A 17,564-nucleotide genomic window follows, 5' to 3' on the forward strand; every position below is an offset into this window, starting at 1 on the left:
ATTTCTGATTCGGGTAGGTAATTGTCCGTAACAGAACTCAGAAAATAAAATTAACCCTAATATTAGTTTTGCAATTCTCATTGTATGTTATTTTAGTACGCGATCATCCAATTACTGCCATCCGATATGTAACTATTCGGGGGTATTCCTGTAATCGTTATGTTATTTCCCAATACACCCGGTGATGTCTCAATCTGTCCAAGAGGCGTGAATAAAGTAAGTGTCTGTGCTCCGGTTTTTGTACGAACAAAAATCCGCCGGCCTTTTACAAGGGTTGGCCTGGGAAGTGTTATAGTCGCGCCGGTTGCATCTACTATTACAAAAGAAGCCGTAATATCCAGCGTAAAATCAGCCATTACAGTAACTGCATTTTCATAGTACACGTCAGCCGAAAGGCCGTTGTCCGTCCTAATATTAACAGTATCATGCGTATTAACCTCAATTGTATACCGTGCCGTATCCTTGACACCTGATCCTTTGAATATGCCATACAACCACTTTCCATTGTGATATCGTGTACTAACAGGACTTCCACCCGCTCCATTCGTACCGAAGGCTATATCATTAGAATCTGCTGCAAAAAAACGTAATGACCCATAAGGGTTGTACATTACGATCGCATTGTTTTTTCTGGATGACAAACCCATATATCCGCGCGGGTTACCATTTTCATCGAACCATTGTAACGTACCATTTGTTGTGTCGCTACCTCTCTGAATCCTTATAGAAGCGGACGGAGAACCAAAATTAAAAGGCTCCTTAAACCACCCAACGCCCTGTATCCGAAAATCATATTGATCAAAAAGAGAGAATTGATTTCTGATATAATTTGTATCGCTTTGCCCTTTTGTATAATAATCAAAGGATGATATCCAATGACCGTTGAGCCACATACTATCTCTTACTGTAACGCGAGAAAAATTACCCGTCTGAGAATACCCAACCATCGCAATTATCACTAATAATGTAGTTGTTATAATCCGCTTCATCTGATATAAAATTTTATGGTGGTTTCTGAATCAATGCCGGTAAAATAAATGTGCCGGTCTACACTTGCATAAGCATCTATGTATATAATAGCTGCTTCTCCCCCTGGGAATATAACGCCCGGTTGAATATCATCCTCTCCAATTAAATTACCTATACTCAATGTGATATCAGTCGTAGGGATTACTACTATCTTTTCAAGCAATCTACCAGCAATGATGACATAATCTGCATTAGTAGCATACGTCTGACTGTCTGGTGTAAGCAGGGGAGGCCATTGGCTTTCTTTCAGAATGCCATCTACGAGATCCGCCTTGTTTGCAATATCCTCAACAAGTTGATCAATCGTACTACCGGGCGGTAATGCATTAATTATTTCTAATAAATCCGGGTCAAGGTCAGCAGCCCCTATCTTTTCACTCTTATGTCTGAATGAATCAATCCAATCCCAAAACTGTGACTGTACTGGTTTTGCTAGTGTAATAAACCACCCTTTTAGTGTATTCCTTGGTTGAATTGCCATAAGTGATGGTTTAAATTGTTTCTATATAAGCTACTATTTCGAATGGTTGTCTGTTGTCAAATGGATCTCCTTCACCGGTTGTACCTACGGCTGAATGGAGTGAATTGCGACCACTACCAGAAGGACTGTTCGAACTGGCTACATAATTCGTACCTCCAAGAGCGTCGGTTGATTCGGGGGTATCCCACGGATGCGTATGCGGCGCAAGATTTCCCACCGTAAGCACGGTCGTATTAAACCCGCCTATCGTTCCCATCACCCTATATCCTGCATCATATAAATTAACAGCTCCGTTAGCTCCAAACCAGTACCCAACAGGTGCACGTCCGCGCATTGACGATGATAGCTTAAATCCCAACCATTCCCACTTTCCAATGCCCGTTACGGCATCAAATCGATCACTTAACACCCTGGACATTATAATCTCTCCTGATTGATGATTGAATCGACGCATCACATCTTTGTAACGCTGGCTTGTATAAGGGTCAAATTTGACATATAATCCCGTAACGGGGATATCAGTCGACCATACACCTAATTCGTTCAAATAAGCCGGAAAAGCCCCATTGTATGCAGGAGAAATAACGACGTTGCCAGAAAACATTATTATACCCGCACTTACCTCCATGTCAGCACCTACCACATTGCTAACAATGCAGCCATCCAGGATAACAGCATCCTCGAAATTAATAATGCTCTTAAGCACCGTTTGAATTGTGTTTAAGCTGCTATTAATTGACGCGCCTTTAAATGGAAAAGGTTTGAGTTCTGCAAAAGCAAAGCCACCTAATACACCTACCACATTACCGAATTTTGCGCGACGGGTACTATATACGGATCGTTGCTGTGCATCATCGAACTGTTCACTTTCTGCAATATTTTCTATGATTATGTAAGGAGCTTTTAGACCCCCTAAAAATGGTAGGGCTTCTCCGTTATATGTTATCCATCCTGCTGATGTGTTAGCACCCTGATCAACGACCCCTGACAATATAATCTTATCACCTATGGCAGATATAACCGCATCGATTGGCAAACTGTAAGCTGTTTGCAAAAAATCAAGTGTATCCTCATATATATACAACCCACCCGCTTGTGAAAAATCAATCTTCTTATTCATGCGTCTTAATTTTGAAGGTTTTAGAAGCCAATTTGTACCCGTTCACAAATGCCGTCATTTCTGCCATGTCGAATGTTATTAGTACTGGTACGTTTACAATAAAATCAGCACTGAATATGGAAGTTTCGGCCTTTGTGTAAAGAATTACTGGTATTCCTTCGCTCTTCTTAAACAACTTAACAGGCTTGTTTTCCGACTTTAAAAAAAGAGGTAGTGCATTCATCTCCACTCCATCAGTGATGTATATTCTACGCTCAACTACATCATATCTGTCATTCAACGCGCGTTCTAAATGCACGACCTGCGAGGTAATACCAAGTCGATATATCGCATTCGCACGATAATAAATTAAGCGAGTGTGTAAATCATTGATCGGTGATACTAATGCATTAAGACCCGCCATTTGTTCAGGCTGTCGTAACGCAGGAGGTAATAACCATTTCACCATACGCCCCCAATCAACTATGTATATGTTGTTATTAACTGCCACTTTGCGGTATATAAGTGATTTGTAAATCTGTATCGTCGTAAATTCTTAAATATCCTGCATCGGGATTATATAGCACATTGACGCTTTCATAATCACGGTTTCCATATTTAGTTTGTGCTCCCAAAATTGTTGGGATTCTCACCCCCTCAACGGCCTGTACTGCATCTACATGGCTGGCTAAAATGTATAACCCATTAAATTGTGTAGTAGCTAGATTTTTAATGTACTCCCGAATGGCATTCCCTACCGGATCACTGTCAGTACCGTCTAACCGGGCACCTTGCGCGTCCAGGATGAGGGGATCATAACGTATTTCCCATGACATCTTTAGGTAATCCGCTGGGAGGCTTTCAACAATTAATTTTACACCCGCATCTTTCACCCTGTTAAGATATTCGCTTGCTCCTGAAAGTTGTGGGGTGGTCAATGCGGCTAAATCATCCCCATTATCCGTTGCTAACTTGATTCGAAGGGACACCCGACCATACGCATTTTCCTGCTCAACTACAGCGGAATAAGTAACTATTTGAGAAGCCGCAACGTCTGCATCGCTGATACCTGTATTATCGTACTCTGTACCCTCAAAGGATAACGCATACCCATGCTGGTATAATTTCGCCTTTTGCGCATACCACTGTAAACGATGCGGTTTTAATGTTTTGATGATTGCATCAACATCACTACGGGTTGTATCAAAAAGGCTTTCCAATACAAATGATTCCGAAGCAAAAATATGCGTCATCAAACGGCGGATATCGGTAACACTCCATACAGCCGGATCAATTACTATTCCGATTGCCGCCATTTCGGAAACGAGCATTGTATTAATACTATCTTGAATAACCTTTATACTTCTGGCCATTATTAGCTTACTTTAAAATTTAAACCAATGTTCCAATATCCAATACCTTCAAGGCTTACCGCTTCCTGTAAGCGACCGTCTGTAGCTACTTCATTTTTAAGTGTAGCGAACGAATTTTTTACATCAATTACAGCCCCATATAGCAGGTTAACCCCTGCGAGTGCATCATCCGTAGGGGAAATATTATTGAGGCTTGCAACCTGCATAATACCCTCTACAGACCCTGTATATTGCACCGCAAAGTCAATCAGTGTTTGATGACGCTTTATAACTGGCATCGATTTCTATATTTTCTGCTGTTAAAGAAATAGAGGAAACTATCATTCCGTCTTTTTCAAATTCGCGTTTGATGCTTGATAGCATATCATTATTATCCTCTGCTTTCAGATATAACCCAATACCCACACAAGCAGCTAGATTCTCCTTAAAATCTCCTTTCTGACATACAAGTAACAGTTGCTGATGTTGCAAGGTACTTTCACCTAAAGCTATCCCAGTGCTCCACGGCAAATCCATATTTTCATTTAAGATAAAATCCTGCATAACTATTCAATTTGTCCGGTTGTTTGTCCTAAAACAGGATAAGGCCCCGCTGTTAATCCTGCACCATTCACCAACACCACACCATTTGCTATAAAGTGATTAATAATAACAGTTGATACATCAATCCAAAACTGTTGTCTCGCTGCTTCTATATCTTCAATCTCAACGTTATTCGTTGCAGTAGCAGCGGCATAAATATCTTGTCCTAAAATAGTTGCATCAAGAGCCATTTCTTAAAATATTTTTTGCTTTTATTAATGCTTGCTGTAGCTTAATACGATCAGGGTTGTTTCCTTGAATTACTACTATCTGCATGACGGCTTCTATAATCAATTCAAACACATCTCGTAGCGTATCAGTACCTTTTTGTATCAAAAAACCACTATCATTATGACTGTACCGGGTTGTTCCAATGATCTCAACAACCTCTGTAATCTCATGTACCGAAATCACTACAAATTCATCACTGCCATCAAGTCTACCAACTATAACTTTACTATCGACCTTAGGTATCAGTAATATTTTATCCCCATCTTTTACAATGCTTTTCAACCGGCAATCATCTACTGTTCCCCCTTCTGGAAATTCAATTGATATAGTATCATCTGCATTGATAGCCGTCACCGTTGCAATCGTCATCGTATGAGGTGTCAACCCTCGAACAAACTTCTGTAATTGCGCCTTTGCCTGTTCTGTTGTATTCATAACTTAATACCAATTTGAACAATCCGCCTTGCCCCCCTTACTCCATATGTAACCTCGATAGATACTATTAAGTATGTCCCGCTACGTTCCTGGTACTTGAGATCTTCAATAGCTGCTCTATAACCAGGTAGACAATACGGCTGTAAAAAAGCAGTGATTTTACCCTCATAGCCGGAATAACTAAGTGTACTTAACATCTCCTTTGCCATCTTACCCAAAGTCTCTTTATCGGTCACCACATGCGTTTTAATCACCTTTGTCTCTCCATCTGACCCAGCCTCCCCGACAATTTTTACCGTTTTGTTTTTAGCCTTACCCACAGTAAAGAATTCGCTTTCCGCTTCCGCCATCTGTGTGCCGCCTGTTTTCTCAAGGCCCAGGAAGCGAACCGTTACATTTTGATTTTTCGCCTGTCTTAACTTCATGTTATCATCCTTCACCACATTCCACCCTAAACGATACTTAACATCAGGGGTAGTATTCTTCCTCGTAATAACATCTGTTAATACTAAACCGGCAAACAATATATTTCCTCTGAAATAAGCCTGTATCGTATTATGACTAATCTTTTTAATCAACTCTAATACCTCCGTTCCACTATGCTGTTGAAGAACCAATTTATCCAGGATAAAAGAGGGGATATGTTCTTCATCCAAAACAATATCCGTACCCTGGACCAAATACCTTAAAACATCGATCAATTCCGTCCTTACAAACGTTCTTTGATATGTCTTGTTCCTTAACTGATAACTATATCCTTCCGCCTCTATTTCAAGCGGATCAGTAAAATTTATTCTATTGATAAACCCTTCAAATTCTGGTTTCAACGTACCATTATACCCCAATTCAATAGAGACTTTATCCCCTTCTGTAAATTGCTTTGCCGTCTCCACGCTTTCCGTTATTACCTGACCAGCACGTATTATGCGGGCCGTAATAGGCAATTTAATAACAGCACGATCTACGTACTCATACAGGCTCTTATTGATCTTTACCTCTACCGGTTTGACCTTCTTAAATAGCCCTATTGTTATATTTGAATTGAGCACGAACATTAATCAATTATTAAGTCGAAAATCATATCACTTTCAACTGATATTTCAAAAGCCTTTGCATGCTCTATACCTTGCATGTCCGGGAATTTCACATCCCGGATAATTACCTTTTCATCAAATTCTCCGCTCAAAACGATCGCACTTAAAGCACACTTAAGTGTAATTGATTTGTTCTTCTTAAAGATATTATGGAGGTCAATAATTTCTTGCTCCGGGAAATCATTCAACTCATTGACGAATATGCCTTTTATGTTAAAAACATAATCGTCAATGTTAATCAACTCATGTACTGAACCACCCCTTTCAGGCATGGAGGTACTGACATATGTTTTTTTCCAGTTCATAGACATTACAGCGAAAGGAATAAAATATCCATCCAACCAAACCGGTAGAAAAAATTCACGCCCTAAGTTATCACTGCCATAAAATGGCTGTCCCAATAGACTGTTTTCAGTCCTTGCAAGAGCGGACGGTATAACAGGTTTTTGCGTAGGAGCTTCATACCCAAAGGCCCGTTTGAAAATTTCTTTGATATTAAAGTGCGCCATTTGTATCGCCGTTAAATGAGTGTAAAACTCTTACAAGAGATTCGCGAATGATAGATTCCATTTCTCTGCCAGCATCTTGATTACTCATCACATGCAATTCCAGGTGTTCAATTTGTTTTTGTATGTTAATGATAACAGATCGTTGTCCGCCCTGGCTAATCTTCTTTGCCTTTCCATCAGTAAAGAACTCACCGTCATCACCTCCCATACCATCGCCACCAGTGCTATTATCTGTTATAGCTCCTTTAGCTGGCTTCCCATGCTTAACGGGCGTAGTCTTCCCGAAATCAAAAGCCTTATTGTATACATCAGTTGCAATTTTTATTTGTTTTTGCATTTGAGATACGTCCGGTTGCAACGTCTCAATTGTTTTGTTTGCCGTCTTATTCGCTCCTGTAAGTGCTTTCATTCTATCCAACAACACTTGCTCTTCTGTTGTTTTAACGGAGGTACTGACAGGAGATATACCGGAACCATTCTGAGAATGCAGAACAACTGTCGTTCCCTTACCACTACGAATCTTATCTTTCAGGTACTTTTCAACAGCTACTTGTTTTTGTCCTAACGATAAATCATTCCTGGTAGCAATGTCGGGGTTCGCTTGTACAAGCAATGATATGATATCAGACACTGTTTCGCCGCTGGTTTCCCGGGCTTTATTAAGTTTTATTATTTTATCTGCTCCTGCTAATTCAATTGTAGAAGCGATTCTCTTTTGATTAAGCGCAACAATAACTTTATTTATATTGTCAGCCAGCTTACCATATTCAATTGCCTCTGCATTAATACCTTTTGTCAAGTTTGGATTAATGTCAGACAATTGCTTCATTAACTCCAACCTCCTTGCCTGAGAGGTATTGGTGTTGGTTAATTCTGTCTGTAATTTTCGTATCGTAAGTATTTGCTGGTTGACCTGATCACCAACTGATTTCCCATTTTGTAACGCCTTCATAAACGCGGAGGCCATATCCAAGAGGGAATTTGTCAACGGTAAAAAAGATTGACCAACCTGTATTTGAAATGCCGCATAATGCCCTTTTAAGAGCTGTAATTTACCGGCCGTCGTCGCGGCAATGGTATCCATCATCCCGTAAAACTTTCCACCCGCAGACGTAGCAACTTCAAAAGCTTTGGCTATTGCGGCGGAAGTTATTTGCCCTTTGGACATCATTTCCCTTAACTGACCAACAGTGACGGCATGCTTTAGCCCGAACTGTTTCCAATGTTCTGATATAACACTCAAAGGGTTAAACCCTGCGTTAACATATTGTAACAAGTCCTGCCCCATTAATTTGCCGGCCGCTCTCGTTTGTGCAAATGCAAGTGTTAGAGAGGACATCCGATCAACGTTACCCATTGAGATATCCCCAATCATTTTGAGGTCTTTAATAACCTCTCTATCCCCAACGCCGAACCCCATCAATGTCTGTGCATTCTGATACACAGACGTCCCCATTATTGTGTTTTGCTTAAGGTCTAATAACTTACTTGATAGAGCCTGTCCTCTGATCGCGCTACCTGCAAGAACTTCATAGGATTTGTTCTTGACTTGAAATTCCATTGCAGCAGAGATACTGCTTGTAGCAAATGCCAATGCGGCCCCAACGGTTACAATCCCGGCAATTTTTCCTTTTATGTCAGACCATATACCACCACCACTACTACCCATATTATTTATTCTGTCAATCTCCCTTTGTAGATTCTTAGCTTCGCGGGTTGCGGCCTTAAAATCAGACTCTAAACGGGTTGTAGCTCTTGTCCTATTAACAGCTGCGAGTCTTGCACTCAATTCACTCAGGGACGCGGAGAATTGACGACTACTACCATTCGCTCTACTCATATTATTTTGAATCTGAGTAGCCGTTGCATTACTTACCTGAGCAGCATTACGCATTTCAGGAGTAAGCATATTCTTTAGTCGAAGAATGAATTCTAATGCGTTTCCCATATCCTGTTTAAATTAAAAGACCGATCACTGAGTAAAGATGATCGGTCTTTTTTCCTCAGTTCTTATACGTGCAAGGATTGCGATTTCTTCCGCCCAATCGTTGTCAGATAATTTCCTGAGTTGTTTTTCTGTAAAGCCCATATAATACATCAATAGGCGGTCATGATATTTAATAAAATTGTCCGGGGTCATTTCTCCGCTGGCTTCTTCTATATTTCGGATAAGATCCCCTTTTTTTTAGCCATCAGTTCTTCTACAAATTCAATCAGTCCAAAATAATACCCGTTCACTTTTCGGATATCTTCATCCCCACCAAGCCAGATTCCATTGATTACGGTTTCGTTGAATTTAGTGGTATCCCTCTCCATTTTCTTCACAGCAAGTCCGTAGATATCTCTATCTACAGGGCGGAGATAACAGATTTTGTCCTCAATAACATAGGTGAATATTTTATCAATCTTGTGTTTGGCCTTCCAGGTATCAATCACGTCCTGCGTTACTTGACCACTCAGTGTAAGATTGTTTGCAATTGTGGTGGGTGTGTCCATTTTATTATATGTTTTAGAATGAAATGAATGATAATAAAAGTGTTTGAAAAAAAAGAGCGTTATACCTTAACCTTCCGCAAGAATAAGAACGGCAATGAGATTTCCTTAAACTTATCACCTTGCTTCATGCCGTCCTCCGCTTCTGTGAATTCAAGATGTACCAACGTGTCTGTACTTAATGCAAGTGCCTCAGGCTTGAGGTAGACACATGTTATTGTTATAAACTTGCCTGGAACATCTATAAGATCTTCAAACCCCGCAGCAACAGCGGCCGCATCGAGTATATCATAATCACTTTTTAATAGCATCAGCGTCCCGTCATAATTCTTATTTCCGCGCTGTATACCTTTCCCATCTGCACCCTGGCCAAACAACACCTCTTTCTCCTGCTTTTTCTTATAAACCAATCCCCGCAGACCGGTAAGCTCAACGCCCAATATCGAAACGTGAACGTCTGCATATTCATACTCGCGTGAATCAAAACCCATTGTTGTAAATTAAAAAGGTTAAAAAATTAAGCGGTGGTGAATCCCTGATATACACTGATATAATCAAGAGATCCCTTAGGACGGTATTGCACAAAAATGTATACGCCTCCTGTTTGCAGGATATTGAAATTAGGGTTGCTAATACCATTCGCTGCATACAACGCCGCATACTTATCAGCAGCGGGATTTACTAAGGCTATAACTGCTGCACTGCCATTAGGGTTGAGGCTTAGTTGCGACCTGATTTCATTATCGATATTCTGCACAATAGAATCAGACAACGCCTTCTCTACAATTACCGATAGACGACCACCTGAATCAACATTCACGTCATTTTTCACCTGCGTATAATACGTAGCTTTAATGATCCTGGTGATGTTGTCGGAGATGCGTCCGTAACGAAGATTGTTATAATCGTCGGTAGGAGCTGTCAGCGTAGAATCATATGTGATTACATAGCCGCTGTCAACCTCATTCTTTTCAATCGTGATATACCTCTTATTGAAGAGTGTATCCAGGTCAACGCTGGACATGTCATCTACCTTGATTGCCCCGATTTTCACTACCGCCGTTTCAGATATGTTAAGCGAACCGTCAAGTATACGGCCTGCATTCTGTTGCGGTTCAATACCTGCCTCACGCCCCATCACCAACATAGTAGCAAATTGCGTAAAGCCGTCAATATTCGCTGTAACGATACTAATATTGCGATCAGAGGCGGCTACATAGTCTTTTGCGGTATTAGTATCAACAAAACCAAAGCCGTCTACAAACGCCCGGAATGGTTTATCCTTTGCTAACCAGGCATTGCACAACGTTTGCGCGGCAACTACCGCATTATGCACATCCACATCGAACCCGTTTGTAATAACCGGCTCGTAGTCCTCCGCTGGAAATTTGATGAATGACAACAGCCGTATATCACCGTTCCCTGCATTCAGCACCTTGTCTGCATTAACAGCGGTAGCCGCTGTTGCCAATAAGGTGGCTTGCGCAAGGCACATTACATACAGCTTCGTACCTTCCGGTGCTTCCGCAAAGTAATAGTCTGTAATCGCCTGTAAAGCCTCTTCATTACCAACCTGTCCTAATGCCGCTGTTGCTTGCAGGATCGTGTTCACGACAAAAGGAACACCGAAGCCCGCAACAGGTGCAACAGGTGATGATATGATTACAGCAGACGTGCCGAAAACAGAAGGAGCTTTTAAGTTCAGCCCCCCGTTCATAAGATTAATAGTCAAGCCAGGACGTCCCATTTTCTTGTGCTTTATTTACTTGTAAAAAAGATTGATTAACGCGGCTACTTTTTAGCAGCAGCTTTTTTAGCGGCAGCAGCTTTTTCAGCAGCTTCCTTTTCAGCAGCTTCTTTAGCAGCAGCTTTTTTAGCGGCAGCAGCTTTTTCAGCAGCTTCCTTTTCAGCAGCTTCTTTAGCAGCAGCTTTTTTAGCAGCAGCTTCCTTTTCAGCAGCTTCCTTTTCAGCAGCTTCTTTTTCAGCAGCTTTTTCAGCAGCTTCCTTTTCAGCAGCAGCTTTTTCGTCCGTATCAATAAAGTCCTGTACCGTAGCGTAAGCAATCCATTCAGACCGCTTTACCTCTTCGATTTCATCTTCCGTTCCCAGGAAACGACCATGATTTGTAGCATTGTTCTTTTCGAAAAACACCTGTTCGTCGGTTGTAATGAAAAGCAATGCAGATTTCGGATAGTTTGGAAAATATTGGCCAGCAATGGCCATGAGCATTTCTTTATGCATAAATAAGTTTTTAGTGTAGTTGAATGAATCCTTTGATAGTGGTGATGGATCGATGCCTGATACAGACCTCATAGCCTTCTCTGCTACCATCATCATTTGTATTACCTTCTACCGTCTCTATCAACCCTCTCGAAATAGATTTTACCAGTCCGGTGTGACCGGTTCCCTTGCCAGTATCCATAATGAATATATCACCAGGAGAAACGGACGAGGAACGATTAACCAGTTTGCGAAGTGTATTTTCGTTCCACTGCCTTAACACACCGCCTGTTTTTATCAATGGATTTTTAATATCCAATTGCAATGCGGCTTGCGACGCGCACCAATACACAAAAGCCATGCACCAGGAATAACCGGGCTTTAGTCCTACACTCGCTAAGTACATGTTAACTTTTTCACCGGAATTGCTACCCTTTGGTTGCTCCTGTACACCCACCTGAGTGAGAGCAATCCGCAGGGTAGCAGCGGCAAGGGTTTCCGGTATAGTGGTTGATGCGTTCATTATTTCTCAGCTGAGTATTTTGCCTGGACAAAAAGATCATACACATGTTGTGCTTTCTTCTCATCATCCAGTGTACGAGCCAGTATACTAGCCAGTTTCGCTAACAATGCTTCCTGTAATTCAGGGTTGCGTTTCTTTATTTCCGCAACAAAGCATTTTAAGCGATCTTCCAGGGTAATAGCACCCTTGCATTCGCTCACGATGTTAAGACCGTTGATGGCAACACCAAGGCCATATACCAACTTTGCGCGGACAAATTCATCCACATCTGATGGAATGATCGCTGTTAAGATTTCCGCAACAGGGCTGGAAAGAATGGCTTTAAGTGATGTTGTCACCTTCAATGCTGTATCTACATTTGCTTCGATATAGCTATCAAATTGCCGCAACAGAGCTTTAATTTTTTTACGCAGTTTATCGCAAAACATAATTTATCGTTTTAGAGGTTTCTTTTTCCCTTCCATTCGTTCCGTATCTTGACCATGTTGTACAAAATGGATGTACCACCGGATACTACAGCGATGATGAAGAGTATACGAGACTGTGTGAGCTCCTGAAACCAAGCTGCTCCAAGTGTCAGAAAACACATTGTCCAACTGGCTCCGTCACTGTGGGGATTATTCATTTAACCCTGTTTAAGCGTTACTTAAATGCCGCTTAATAACGGAAGTACTCATCTGCACGCCGCAACAACGCGGCGGTTATAGTAGCGGCCATTGAACCTGAACCGGTAAATACCGCGCGGTAACTATTGTAATTTGTAGCTGTAAACGTCCACACCTTTGTATTGGTCGTCACATTCGTTAATGTAAGTGTATCGGTCACTGAGAGCCAGTTAACGCCATCAACGGTAGCCTGTATATATGCACTACCTGCAACCGTACCACTTACCTTTAATGCGGCTACCTGGATAGTTTTCAGACCCGAACCAATACCGTTGAAAGAAAGGTTTACTGTCGCGGCGTTAGTGAGTGTACTGGATAGCAAAAGCCGTTCGCTTTTCGGAGCTTGTGCATAACTATTGATCGAGATGGCCATAGTGGCGCAAAGAGCTATTAAAATCGTTTTCATTTTGCTGATTGAGTGAATGAGTAATGAAAGGGACGAAAGCCCTCAGAACAGGCGGAAAACTATGGAGCAGGTGTACCCTGTACCAGGTTGTAAATACCTAAGCCATCGGTACGACGTACGCGACCACCAGCCATTACCAATGTACTGGTAACACCTCCGTAATACAGCGCATCATCTGCGTTCTGATATACTTTTGTATCCCCGATCGCAAAAGCAGCACTGTTTTTCTGCCATGCCAATGACCCTAAATTGTCAGTTGCACCAAGGGCAGAACCCAGGGCCTTAATAGCGTCTGCATTATCGGAAGCCAGGACAGCACTACGGGTAAGGATATCAAATCCGTGAATACGTCCAACCACTCCATTCGCGGCATCGACATATTTAGAAAAATCGCGTTGTGAGTTTTCGGACAACGTGTCGTAAAAGAACTCATACATGTTATCATCCACCAGACATTGACGATTGTCTTTCGGCACGTTGTCCATGTTCATCCTGATCATCAGTTTTGCGAGATCCTTATGATGAAATCCAAGACGGTTACCTACCTGTCCTGTTACAGGAGCAACAGTAGCGGCGGTTAGGCCACCGGTAGTCTTGACAACAGGAGCATTTGCGCCCCACTTCAATAGCATATCATCCGCCACTGTTTCATTAAGAACGCTCATATGATCCCCCATAACACTATCCTGTTTAGAATACGAAAGGTGAATAGCGTCAATGTTTGGAATGTGCGTAGGATCGGTAGAATATTCATCCAGGGAATAGTTGACATCTCCATCTGTACGACGAACAGAAACAGCAGGAAATACATTTCTATTCTTTTGTACGGCGGGTTTGGCTCCTGGCTGTGGAATATGAACAATACGACCTAGCATAACGTATTGACTATCGTCGTAAGCTCTTTTAAGGAACTGATTATCCTTCCAAAAACGTTCAATAATGTATGCCGCCCATTGTTCCAAAATCACCCCTTGGAGTACGCCGGTTGGCATAGGAAGAAACGAAACAGCGAAGGAAAGGCAACCAGCAACAATTAACACTGTAATAAAGTCGCATTGAAACGACATTGAAACGCCCGCGGAAATTGCTACAAGTAACAGCAGAGAATAAAATATTTTTGGTACTGATTTCATGATAACCTATTTGTGATTGAAAAAGATTGATTTTAGATGGTGAGACCCGAACAGGTAGGCTTATTTCCCTTTGTACTCTATCCCGAATGCGTCTTTGTATTTTACTTTGAAATGATCTGCTGACAGGTCTTTCAGCCTTTCAAGTTTGCCGGATAAATACAACTCATGACCGGATAACTTCAAGAGTTCAGGCAGTTCCACAGAATTGTCGTTATTCTTTTGATCCAACTGGCTTTCAATACTGGCATAAGGGGTTTTCCCATCAATCACAGATTTCGTAGTTTCGAAATCAGCCGTTGCTAATTTGATGTACGATTCGCGTTCACCAGCAATCAGCTTTTTTGCAGTGATCCCACCATCTACCAGCTCTTCAACTTTCTTTTTATCAGCTGCTAGTTTCAGGTCAGACAGTTGCTTTTTAAGGGAGTCGTTCTCTGTTACCAGATTAGAGCCAGTACCCGCCAATGTCAAAACAGATGCAAGTTTTTCAGCAACCTCACTTTCAGTTGCAGTTTCTTTCAGGCCCAATTTCAGGGCAACAATTTTTGTATCCATTTCAGAATTATTTTTAATTGGTAAAAGCGTGCGTAAGTGTTCCAGGACTTGCGGCGCGGCGGATGAATCCACGCTACTCAGTTTGAGTAATTTCCCCGCAGCATTTCGGATGGCGAGTGAATTGCGGCAACCGGGTATGTCAACAATGGAGATTTCACGTATTTTAAATTGTGTAATCGTTGGGCCGATTTGTCCAGGTATCATAAGCGTTTCATCTTCACTACAGGATACTGGATCTACCCAGGCGGAACAGGCGTTTATGTACCCCTTCTTTACCTTACCCTCTACCTTTTTTGCAAAGGTGTCATCGTCGTCAAAGTCAGGTTTAGCTAATAGCTTACCGCCATTAGTCCTGATATCATACCATTTTCCAATAGGTAACATTGGGTGTTCATCCGTTGCACTGGTAAGATCTCCTGCACGTAAGTGCTGATACAACATAACTGGATTCGCTTTAAACTCATCCAACTCAGCACCTGTCATTAGGCATCTGCAACCATAATCAACGACGCTTTCATCAAGTATTACGAAATCCAGATCTAACTTTCCCATTCGCTTTTTTTGTGTTTGAGACTTCAAATTTGCATTTCCCGTAAACCCTTACCAAACGAGGGTTTCGTCACACATTAGTATATGCTGTGCCCCTGTACATTAATTGCCGTGTCATTGTTTTTTGACTTGAAATCCTACGCCTATAAAATGAAATTCGTGTCATGAATAAAGCCACTACAAAACCGACAAAAGCGGAAGTAGACCGCAAAAGGAAACTAGCGTATACGTTGTTTGTGGAGAATGGGTTCGAGCAAAAAGTCATTGCGGAGGTCACTGGTATCAGTGAACAAAGTATCAGCAAATGGAAAACAGCGGGAAATTGGATTGACGATAAGAACGAGGCGCGTATGGGGTTTGAGCAACAACGGCGGCGGTTGCGCAATATGATCAGTACACAATTAACCTTGATAGAGAAGAGAAAGCCCCCTTTTAACGTGCCAGATAGTAAGGAAGGTGATACATTATCTAAACTTGCAGATGCCGCAAGGAAGCTGCAAACAGAGCTTTCCTTCGCTCACAAAGCTGATGCGGGTAAACTCTTTGTCAATTTCATTCAGACCGTTCATGGTCAGGAAAAGGCTATACAGATCGTAGACCTGTGGCATGAATTCCTAATGTCAACAACTTAACTTATGGCAAACGATAAGCATGCGCAAATTGATTGGGAACGATATAGACAAGGCGTACGAAAAAGCACACCGGTTGATCTGAATGAATCTCTTGAAGAAAAGAAAAAGAGGGTTGCTTATTTAGAAGCGCACCCGAAGGAGTGGAAAAAATTTTATTTCCCAAAATACTTTAAGTATCCTTCCCCTGAATTTCACACCACTGCTTCAAACAGGCTCATAGATGCCTTTTTACGGTTCAAACACTGGTACGAAACACGTCATTGGGCTAGAGGGTTGTCTAAGACCACAACGGCCCTTTTTGATATCCTATTCCTTGTTTTAACAGGAAAATTAAAGTTTATAGTATATACCAGCTCAACGTATGATGCAGCCTTATTGTTTCTTACGAAGTATCAATGTCAGTTAGATAGTAACGACCGCTTAATTAACGATTACGGAAAACAAAAACTAGAAGGTAGTTGGACAGAAGGAGATTTTACTACCCGGAATGGTGTTCGTTTTCTGGCATTAGGTGCGGGGCAATCACCCAGGGGCAAAAGCAACGAAGAAATCAGACCGGATTGTATTGTTGTGGATGATTTTGACACGGATCAGGAATGTAGAAACGCGGATATTATTAAGCAAAAATGGGATTGGTTTGAAACAGCATTATTACCTACTGTTGATATCTCAGAACCTTATTTAATCCTTTGGTTAGGAAATATTATTGCAGAGGATTGCTGTGTAGTTCGGGCGGGTAAGATATCAGACCATTGCGAAACGATTAATATTCGTGATGAGGAAGGAGTATCCGTGTGGCTTGAAAAGAACTCAGAAGAGGATATTGACTATATCCTTAGTAAAATGAGTTGGGATGCCGGACAGAAAGAATACTTCAACAATCCTATCCGAATGGGGCAAGTATTCGAATCTATGCGGTATGGGAAATGTCCGCCGTTATCAACGCTTCCTTTCGTCGTTATATATGCTGATCCTGCAACCTCCAATAAAGACAAACCTACCCAAAAAGCAAAGCTACAACAGAGTTGTAAAGCCGTTATAATCGTCGGTTCAAAGGACGCTGTAACGTTCTATGGATACAAAGCATATGTAAACGTTGTAAATAATAGTCGCTTCATTGACTGGTTATATTCAGCTAACAAATATGTAGGAACTCAAACGCAAGCCTACACTAGCATAGAGAATAATAGTTTGCAAAATCCATTCTATGAACAAGTGCTAAAGCCGCTGATTGTCGAGAAGGCAAAAGAACATGGCGGTATCATTTCCGTTAGCGGAGATGACAGAGTTAAACCAGATAAGTTTTTCCGCATAGAAGGAACCCTCGAACCTCTTAATCGGGACGGGCATCTTATTCTAAATGAAGATGAAAAGGAAGATCCGGGTATGAAAACATTAGAGGCGCAATTTAAAAGCGTTAGCCCTAACAGTAAGACGATGGACGGCCCCGATGGATTTGAAGGTGCCGTCGCGATAATTAAAAAGAAGTTTTCCGAATGGATCCCTGAACAGATGAAATTAGGAAAGCGACTAAAAAACACTAAAAGATATTGAT

Annotated in this window: 23 protein-coding genes; 2 read left to right on the forward strand and 21 right to left on the reverse strand. The window is 41.6% G+C overall.

Annotated elements, in window-relative coordinates; all coding sequences use genetic code 11:
* Nucleotides 1-92 precede the first annotated feature (92 nt).
* From BMW86_RS06370 to BMW86_RS06470, 21 genes are all read right to left on the reverse strand, one after another.
* Nucleotides 93-989, reverse strand: coding sequence for a hypothetical protein (locus tag BMW86_RS06370; RefSeq protein ID WP_089780050.1), 897 nt, complete (start codon nt 987-989; stop codon nt 93-95).
* Nucleotides 986-1,510: a hypothetical protein gene (locus BMW86_RS06375; protein WP_089780052.1), complete on the reverse strand. Its 525-nt coding sequence runs from the start codon at nt 1,508-1,510 to the stop codon at nt 986-988. Before BMW86_RS06375 ends, BMW86_RS06370 begins: the two co-directional genes overlap by 4 nt.
* A 10-nt stretch (nt 1,511-1,520) precedes the next feature.
* The gene (locus BMW86_RS06380) at nt 1,521-2,630 is read right to left on the reverse strand and encodes a hypothetical protein (protein WP_089780055.1); all 1,110 of its coding nucleotides are present in this window, start codon (nt 2,628-2,630) and stop codon (nt 1,521-1,523) included.
* Nucleotides 2,623-3,120 (reverse strand): hypothetical protein, encoded by a 498-nt coding sequence (locus BMW86_RS06385; protein ID WP_089780057.1) that lies wholly within the window; start codon nt 3,118-3,120, stop codon nt 2,623-2,625. The genes BMW86_RS06380 and BMW86_RS06385 overlap by 8 nt, the downstream gene beginning before the upstream one ends.
* On the reverse strand, nt 3,110-3,982 hold the full coding sequence (locus tag BMW86_RS06390) for a hypothetical protein (RefSeq protein ID WP_089780059.1): 873 nt from the start codon (nt 3,980-3,982) through the stop codon (nt 3,110-3,112). Before BMW86_RS06390 ends, BMW86_RS06385 begins: the two co-directional genes overlap by 11 nt.
* A 2-nt stretch (nt 3,983-3,984) precedes the next feature.
* Entirely contained in the window at nt 3,985-4,260 is a 276-nt protein-coding gene (locus BMW86_RS06395) for a hypothetical protein (protein ID WP_143056505.1), read from the reverse strand.
* Entirely contained in the window at nt 4,226-4,525 is a 300-nt protein-coding gene (locus BMW86_RS06400) for a hypothetical protein (RefSeq protein ID WP_089780064.1), read from the reverse strand. Before BMW86_RS06400 ends, BMW86_RS06395 begins: the two co-directional genes overlap by 35 nt.
* Nucleotides 4,526-4,527: 2 nt before the next feature.
* A complete protein-coding gene (locus tag BMW86_RS06405; protein ID WP_089780066.1) occupies nt 4,528-4,755 on the reverse strand; it encodes a hypothetical protein in 228 nt (75 codons plus the stop codon).
* On the reverse strand, nt 4,745-5,230 hold the full coding sequence (locus BMW86_RS06410; RefSeq protein ID WP_089780068.1) for a hypothetical protein: 486 nt from the start codon (nt 5,228-5,230) through the stop codon (nt 4,745-4,747). The genes BMW86_RS06405 and BMW86_RS06410 overlap by 11 nt, the downstream gene beginning before the upstream one ends.
* Nucleotides 5,227-6,285 carry a hypothetical protein gene (locus BMW86_RS06415; protein ID WP_089780070.1) on the reverse strand — a complete coding sequence of 353 codons (1,059 nt, stop codon included), beginning with the start codon at nt 6,283-6,285 and terminating at the stop codon, nt 5,227-5,229. Before BMW86_RS06415 ends, BMW86_RS06410 begins: the two co-directional genes overlap by 4 nt.
* Nucleotides 6,285-6,833 (reverse strand): DUF6046 domain-containing protein, encoded by a 549-nt coding sequence (locus BMW86_RS06420; protein WP_089780072.1) that lies wholly within the window; start codon nt 6,831-6,833, stop codon nt 6,285-6,287. The genes BMW86_RS06415 and BMW86_RS06420 overlap by 1 nt, the downstream gene beginning before the upstream one ends.
* Nucleotides 6,820-8,781 (reverse strand): tape measure protein, encoded by a 1,962-nt coding sequence (locus tag BMW86_RS06425; RefSeq protein WP_089780074.1) that lies wholly within the window; start codon nt 8,779-8,781, stop codon nt 6,820-6,822. Before BMW86_RS06425 ends, BMW86_RS06420 begins: the two co-directional genes overlap by 14 nt.
* A gap of 209 nt (nt 8,782-8,990) precedes the next feature.
* Entirely contained in the window at nt 8,991-9,329 is a 339-nt protein-coding gene (locus tag BMW86_RS06430; protein WP_089780076.1) for a hypothetical protein, read from the reverse strand.
* 59 nt (nt 9,330-9,388) lie between these two features.
* Nucleotides 9,389-9,817 (reverse strand): hypothetical protein, encoded by a 429-nt coding sequence (locus BMW86_RS06435; protein ID WP_089780078.1) that lies wholly within the window; start codon nt 9,815-9,817, stop codon nt 9,389-9,391.
* A gap of 26 nt (nt 9,818-9,843) precedes the next feature.
* Nucleotides 9,844-11,073 (reverse strand): DUF2586 family protein, encoded by a 1,230-nt coding sequence (locus BMW86_RS06440; protein WP_089780080.1) that lies wholly within the window; start codon nt 11,071-11,073, stop codon nt 9,844-9,846.
* A gap of 44 nt (nt 11,074-11,117) precedes the next feature.
* A complete protein-coding gene (locus BMW86_RS32745; RefSeq protein WP_177189173.1) occupies nt 11,118-11,567 on the reverse strand; it encodes a hypothetical protein in 450 nt (149 codons plus the stop codon).
* A gap of 10 nt (nt 11,568-11,577) precedes the next feature.
* Complete coding sequence (locus tag BMW86_RS06450) at nt 11,578-12,069, reverse strand: CHAP domain-containing protein (protein ID WP_089780082.1); 492 nt, start codon at nt 12,067-12,069, stop codon at nt 11,578-11,580.
* A complete protein-coding gene (locus tag BMW86_RS06455; RefSeq protein ID WP_089780083.1) occupies nt 12,069-12,497 on the reverse strand; it encodes a hypothetical protein in 429 nt (142 codons plus the stop codon). Before BMW86_RS06455 ends, BMW86_RS06450 begins: the two co-directional genes overlap by 1 nt.
* 229 nt (nt 12,498-12,726) lie before the next feature.
* Nucleotides 12,727-13,140 (reverse strand): hypothetical protein, encoded by a 414-nt coding sequence (locus tag BMW86_RS06460; protein ID WP_143056506.1) that lies wholly within the window; start codon nt 13,138-13,140, stop codon nt 12,727-12,729.
* A 59-nt stretch (nt 13,141-13,199) separates the two neighbouring features.
* Nucleotides 13,200-14,273: a hypothetical protein gene (locus tag BMW86_RS06465; RefSeq protein ID WP_143056507.1), complete on the reverse strand. Its 1,074-nt coding sequence runs from the start codon at nt 14,271-14,273 to the stop codon at nt 13,200-13,202.
* A 60-nt stretch (nt 14,274-14,333) separates the two neighbouring features.
* Nucleotides 14,334-15,380, reverse strand: coding sequence for a hypothetical protein (locus BMW86_RS06470; RefSeq protein WP_143056508.1), 1,047 nt, complete (start codon nt 15,378-15,380; stop codon nt 14,334-14,336).
* A gap of 161 nt (nt 15,381-15,541) precedes the next feature.
* Here BMW86_RS06470 and BMW86_RS06475 point away from each other — a divergent pair, with 161 nt between their 5' ends.
* Together BMW86_RS06475 and BMW86_RS06480 are read left to right on the forward strand one after the other, a co-directional pair.
* Nucleotides 15,542-16,009: a terminase gpP N-terminus-related DNA-binding protein gene (locus BMW86_RS06475; protein ID WP_089780087.1), complete on the forward strand. Its 468-nt coding sequence runs from the start codon at nt 15,542-15,544 to the stop codon at nt 16,007-16,009.
* A 3-nt stretch (nt 16,010-16,012) separates the two neighbouring features.
* Nucleotides 16,013-17,563 (forward strand): hypothetical protein, encoded by a 1,551-nt coding sequence (locus tag BMW86_RS06480; protein ID WP_089780088.1) that lies wholly within the window; start codon nt 16,013-16,015, stop codon nt 17,561-17,563.
* Nucleotide 17,564 lies beyond the last annotated feature (1 nt).

Origin of the sequence: Chitinophaga sp. YR573 (assembly GCF_900110995.1) — a bacterium.
In the GTDB taxonomy this organism is placed as follows: domain Bacteria; phylum Bacteroidota; class Bacteroidia; order Chitinophagales; family Chitinophagaceae; genus Chitinophaga.